This is a genomic window from Holdemania sp. 1001302B_160321_E10 (genome assembly GCF_015552275.1).
Taxonomy (GTDB): Bacteria; Bacillota_I; Bacilli_A; order Erysipelotrichales; family Erysipelotrichaceae; genus Holdemania.
The window spans coordinates 1-4,597 of sequence record NZ_JADNEM010000059.1 but is presented as its reverse complement, the minus strand read 5'-3'; the positions used below and the strand labels follow the sequence as shown (position 1 = coordinate 4,597).

General features: G+C 46.7%; 11 protein-coding genes. All 11 read right to left on the bottom strand.

Annotated features, from left to right (window positions below):
• Positions 1–347, bottom strand: a 347-nt coding sequence (locus tag I2D94_RS17815; protein ID WP_229056956.1) for a hypothetical protein, incomplete at its 3' end; no start/stop codon positions are given.
• On the bottom strand, positions 344–631 hold the full coding sequence (locus I2D94_RS17810; RefSeq protein WP_195397877.1) for a hypothetical protein: 288 nt from the start codon (positions 629–631) through the stop codon (positions 344–346). The genes I2D94_RS17810 and I2D94_RS17815, both read right to left, overlap by 4 nt.
• A gap of 98 nt (positions 632–729) precedes the next feature.
• On the bottom strand, positions 730–1,113 hold the full coding sequence (locus tag I2D94_RS17805) for a DUF6096 family protein (RefSeq protein ID WP_229056955.1): 384 nt from the start codon (positions 1,111–1,113) through the stop codon (positions 730–732).
• Between the two features lie 10 nt (positions 1,114–1,123).
• Positions 1,124–1,537, bottom strand: coding sequence for a phage tail tube protein (locus I2D94_RS17800; RefSeq protein WP_195397876.1), 414 nt, complete (start codon positions 1,535–1,537; stop codon positions 1,124–1,126).
• Between the two features lie 15 nt (positions 1,538–1,552).
• Positions 1,553–1,909, bottom strand: coding sequence for a hypothetical protein (locus I2D94_RS17795; RefSeq protein WP_195397875.1), 357 nt, complete (start codon positions 1,907–1,909; stop codon positions 1,553–1,555).
• Entirely contained in the window at positions 1,906–2,436 is a 531-nt protein-coding gene (locus I2D94_RS17790) for an HK97-gp10 family putative phage morphogenesis protein (protein ID WP_195397874.1), read from the bottom strand. Before I2D94_RS17790 ends, I2D94_RS17795 begins: the two co-directional genes overlap by 4 nt.
• A complete protein-coding gene (locus I2D94_RS17785; protein ID WP_195397873.1) occupies positions 2,433–2,705 on the bottom strand; it encodes a hypothetical protein in 273 nt (90 codons plus the stop codon). Before I2D94_RS17785 ends, I2D94_RS17790 begins: the two co-directional genes overlap by 4 nt.
• A 16-nt stretch (positions 2,706–2,721) precedes the next feature.
• Entirely contained in the window at positions 2,722–3,048 is a 327-nt protein-coding gene (locus I2D94_RS17780) for a phage head-tail connector protein (protein ID WP_195397872.1), read from the bottom strand.
• A complete protein-coding gene (locus I2D94_RS17775; protein WP_195397871.1) occupies positions 3,045–3,353 on the bottom strand; it encodes a hypothetical protein in 309 nt (102 codons plus the stop codon). The genes I2D94_RS17780 and I2D94_RS17775 overlap by 4 nt, the downstream gene beginning before the upstream one ends.
• A gap of 20 nt (positions 3,354–3,373) precedes the next feature.
• Complete coding sequence (locus I2D94_RS17770) at positions 3,374–4,168, bottom strand: phage capsid protein (RefSeq protein ID WP_229056954.1); 795 nt, start codon at positions 4,166–4,168, stop codon at positions 3,374–3,376.
• A 69-nt stretch (positions 4,169–4,237) separates the two neighbouring features.
• On the bottom strand, positions 4,238–4,597 hold a 360-nt coding region (locus I2D94_RS17765), incomplete at its 5' end, for a DUF4355 domain-containing protein (protein ID WP_195397869.1).

The following is a 4,597-nucleotide window of genomic DNA, read 5'->3' as shown; positions in this document are numbered from 1 at the left end:
TCCGACATGCCGAACTGATCGATCGCTTTCTTTGAGAAATTCTCAACCATATAAGCCATGTCACCAAACGCCGTATCAACCACATTCTGCACTTCTTGCAGATCGCTGGCCATCTCGATTGCCGCTGATCCCACTTTCTTAATAGCAGCGACAACTGCGGTAATTCCTACCAAACCCATGACCTTTTTCATCATTCCGCCAAAGGAATTTCCGATCTTCCCGGTTTCTTTTTTTACTGCGGCTGAGGTTGATGTGAGCTGCTGTTTTACTTTGGCAAGCTCGTTGCGCAGATCCTGGGTCTGCGCTTCAATGATGACCTGCAGCTTTTCAAGAGTAATTCCGTTCATGCTTGGTCATCACCTCCAAATTTACGATTATGCCTGAGCACGAAATCATTAAATTTCGCTTGATATAAAGCCATTTCTTCTTTTTGGCGCTGAATTTCATACGCCTCATGCTCTTTTTCAAAAAGCTTCGGGTAAAAGTCCCAAATTTGCCGGCGCTGAGGCTTACTGTTTTTATCACTCCAAATTGTGACCATGCCTTCAAAAATCTGTTCCGCTTGGACAGATAGCATCGTGATCTGCAGCTTAAGCTCCTCTGTTTGTTTTTCCTGCCGGGCATCGATCATGTCAATGATCTCTTGGACCGTTGACGCCCAGAAACAATCGGGGGTGATTCCAAATTTCAGCGCCTGAACATAAAGCTCATTCAGATAGTCAGTAACAGTTAGATATTCTCGCGAACCTCCGCCATCTGGCTGTCCATGACTTCCGTCTGAGCTTCCGAGAAAAAACCGGACACCTGATAAACCGGCAGTACAATATCTGACAGAAACGCTACCTGAGAGCCACCTTCATCCAAATATTGATCAAACAGGCTCTGAACCTCTTTGTAGGTGATGCCATGGTTGAATTTTTTCATCGCCCCATGGATGATCGTTAGCATGACTGACAAAGCCGGCATACTGCCGCTGCTTTCCAGCAGATTCAAAAGATTGCATTTAAACTTTGTTTCCAGCTCTGCAATCGTGGCTGTGTCCAGCTTGAGCCTGTAGTCGGTTTCCCCTACAGTCCAAACTGCAAAAGGTTTTCTTTTCGTTTCATTCATCATTCATCATCTCCTATTCCGTCGGATCCACAACTGTGATCTTACTCTGCAGCGCCATCGATGCAGTAAATTCAATCGCGGCATTCACTCCCCCGCCGCCGACCTTGACATTGACCTGCGCGTCGAACTGATATTTAGTTCCGTCTGGCATCGTCTGCTGGAAAGGATAAACCTTCTTGCTATCTGCCGCAGCCCGCAGCTTTCGATAAGAGGAATTAGCCGTATTCACATACTTGAACTTGTACTCCATATCTCCGGCATCACCGATTCCCATTTCATACTGCTTCACATCAGCAGCTAAATCAGTATTATCCACTTTTTCAGGGTCTGATCCAAGTTCTGGCACTTCCTTCAATCCAGTCAGATCGGTAAACTCTACGGCTTCCGCTGTTTCTTTGTAGCCTAACTTAATTCCATTGGCAAGCATTCACTTCGCCCCTTTCTATTTCTGATAAACAATCAGAGTATCGTGATCCACAACACCCTCAAAACGCATCATTTTGTGCTTTAAATAAGACTGCTCCGGCACATCCACGCTGGATGACCGGTTAAGCCCAAGATTGGCAAACACCACATTGACCTGCAGGGCTGCCGCTGTTGTACTGATTTTATCCCAGATATCCACCTTATAGCGGATATATGACATACGCTCTGTGTCGTCGGTAATCTCCTGTGGGATATTTTCTTCTTCTAAAAACTGAATGCAGGGAAACTTCTTCCAGTCATCCGGATAGGTATCCGTTACGTTTTCAGAGATTTTCTTTAATTCCTCGAAGATAATCTTTTTGACGTCAATCATTTCGCTGCCTCCTTGATCGCTTTTTTGAGATCCTTCGCTATGTTTTTATTGATCTGATCCTCGTTATCTTTAAGGGCGGTATACATAAAAGGACGGGCTGGCATACCCTTGGTATAATAACCAATGACCTTACCGTCCTTTTTGGCAATCCCCAGACCATATTCCTCCGCATCCTTTTCTGACATGGCGCTGGCCGGAATCATCCAGCCTGTTTGTGAGTAATGAGGATTCAGCTCTGGTGAGATTCCTTCATGGTTTTCTTCACCCCGCGGACCCGTACCAAACTCGACATAAGCACCATACTCAGAGCTGACAGAGACAACTGATTGTACACCCGTTTCCGTCTTGAATGTACGGCTGTGAATCCTGCGTCGCAGATCACCTGTTTTAAACGGCACCCGCAATCGGGCGTCATCTCGGACAAACCCTGCTGCCTTTTTCATTGACTTCAACAGGACATCCTGGGCGTTTTCTGACACCGCATCCAGCTGATCCAGCAGCTTTTTTAATCCAACAAGATCACTCATAGCTTCTTCAATACAAAAGTCCAGTGATCCGTGTAACGCTGCTGTGAGATCACTTGATAGTCAGGATCCTGATCTGCAGAAACAAAAACACAAATACCATCAGACTCCTTAATCTCTTGGTCACCCTGATAAAGCATGTTCAGCATATACTGCAGCTCCTGACCGTAAATCTGCGCCTGCAGCTGTCCGCCGGCTGGCCAGATTTCAGCGTCAATTTCAACAGGGCTTCCCCAAGCGGGGTAAGTATTGCCTTCTTCGTTTTGAGCCATTATGTGATGCTTGAGGTTATACGTCTTGATTCTGTACTGCCTCAAACGCATGGCCACACACCCTCGCTAATCTATAAGTTTCAATCGCTGCCTGGATCGCCTTTGGCATTTCCTCAAAACTGACGCTGATGCCGCCCTCGCTGCGACTAGACTCACCCTCGGTACCTAATCGATTGATCATCACAACCGCAAGATCTCGGCGAGCTACTTCCAGCGGTGGGATCAGCTTTGTACGGTTGGTCAAGCTTAAGATTGTCTGTTCAGCTGCTTCCAAAATGATCGCAATCAGATCAGTGCTTTTACAGCCAGTTAAAGCAGCGATTACTTCCTCCGGGGTTTTCATGCACCTTGTTTTTCTTTAATCAGCGCGAGGATCTCAGCTCTGGTCAGGGATTCCGGAATTTCCAGCTGCAGCTCAGCCGCCCAAGCTTTCAGCTCATCAAGATTCATCTGCGAAGGCGACTTCTTTTTTTCCTGTTTTGCGGGTTCTGCGTTATCCAACGCATTGTTCAACGCCAGAACCTGTACCAGTTTTTCTTTATCGTCGGAGACCAGATATTCATCCGGTCTGTTTTTGCACCATTTAGCTACATCTGCATTTCTGCATTCGTGAAGCAGTTTGGTTTTTAAGTTATAGATAAAAGCCATAGTAACTCTCCTCTCTTTGTTTACGCTTTATTGCAAGTTAAGACGGCAATGCACTTGCTCTGCAGCACTTTAGCCCCGTAGGTATGCAGACCCTTGACGGCGTCCGAAAAGCGCTTTTCCGGACGATAGGCTTCCGTATTCAGAATCTGTTCCGCATAAGATCCAGCTTCCGTGGTGCCTGCAATAACCTTGTACTTTGCCCCTTCGGTGTTCGGTACGTTATTCGACACATAGACAGTAAATCCAGCAGCTTTACCAACCTCGCCACCCTCCAGGATTGCTTGGTTGTAATCCGTACCATTGCCGACAAAACGGTCATCCTTCAGCAGCAGGCCATGGTAGAAGGCTGGAATAACAACCCAGCGTCCCATCTTGGCAACGTTGGCTTCCGTCAGCTTCGTGTTCAGATCGACCAGGTAGTCGTAGGCATCCGCTTTTGTTGGCACGATCGGGGCGTCGTTGGTTCCGATCGCGTTGTCGGCATGGACATTGATCGCCAGCAAGTTTGCCGCAAAGGCGTCAACAACATCGTTCATTGCATAGGCCGCGCGCTGCATTGCTTTATCCATCAGCTTTGGATTGGTCTGTGCATTATCGACATCATCCACAGCAAAGTTAAAATACTTCGCCTGGTCGATCTTCAGCTCCTGCTGTTCGCCGGTGATGTCTTCCGGTGCATCGATGTCTGTGCCTTTGGTGTAGTCCTTAATCGACACGTCACCGACCTGATTAATCTTAACGGTGTCACCAAAGTTTTTGATTTCGCCTTCATAATCGCGGTTGAGCAGGTTCAGATAAACGTGGCTTTTGTCCAAATGGTTCAGTAAACGAGCGCTCCAAATGGTAGGGATAAAATTCTGAATAGACATAATTGTTCACTCCTCCTATTTTTTCATGGACGCAACAACAGCGTCCCAGTTGGCATTGATCTGTTCCGGTGTCATATTCCGTAACTGATCATCAGTATAAGTTGTTGTGTTGGCTGGAGCTTTCTTTGGTGGCACTCCACCTTTAAGCTTATCGTTGACCGCAGCTTCCACTGCAGCGTTGTAGGATTTTTCAAAGGCTTCCAGGTTCTTTTTTGTTTCATCCGCGTCCTTGCCAACAACAAAGCTCGCAAGCGTAGCATCAATTCCTTTTCCTGTCAGTTCTTTTGCGGCTTCAACGATCAGCTTTTCATGTTCAAACTTAGATCGTTCAGCTGCAAACTTTTCCTGATCTTTTTTGAATTGATACCGTTCCCG

Bases quoted from the DNA above. Each gene is read 5' to 3' on its own strand.
- I2D94_RS17805 (WP_229056955.1), bottom strand. From the start codon at position 1,113: ATGATGAATGAAACGAAAAGAAAACCTTTTGCAGTTTGGACTGTAGGG.
- I2D94_RS17780 (WP_195397872.1), bottom strand. From the start codon at position 3,048: ATGAAAACCCCGGAGGAAGTAATCGCTGCTTTAACTGGCTGTAAAAGC.
- I2D94_RS17795 (WP_195397875.1), bottom strand. From the start codon at position 1,909: ATGATTGACGTCAAAAAGATTATCTTCGAGGAATTAAAGAAAATCTCT.
- I2D94_RS17785 (WP_195397873.1), bottom strand. From the start codon at position 2,705: ATGGCTCAAAACGAAGAAGGCAATACTTACCCCGCTTGGGGAAGCCCT.
- I2D94_RS17775 (WP_195397871.1), bottom strand. From the start codon at position 3,353: ATGGCTTTTATCTATAACTTAAAAACCAAACTGCTTCACGAATGCAGA.
- I2D94_RS17810 (WP_195397877.1), bottom strand. From the start codon at position 631: ATGATCGATGCCCGGCAGGAAAAACAAACAGAGGAGCTTAAGCTGCAG.
- I2D94_RS17790 (WP_195397874.1), bottom strand. From the start codon at position 2,436: ATGAGTGATCTTGTTGGATTAAAAAAGCTGCTGGATCAGCTGGATGCG.
- I2D94_RS17800 (WP_195397876.1), bottom strand. From the start codon at position 1,537: ATGCTTGCCAATGGAATTAAGTTAGGCTACAAAGAAACAGCGGAAGCC.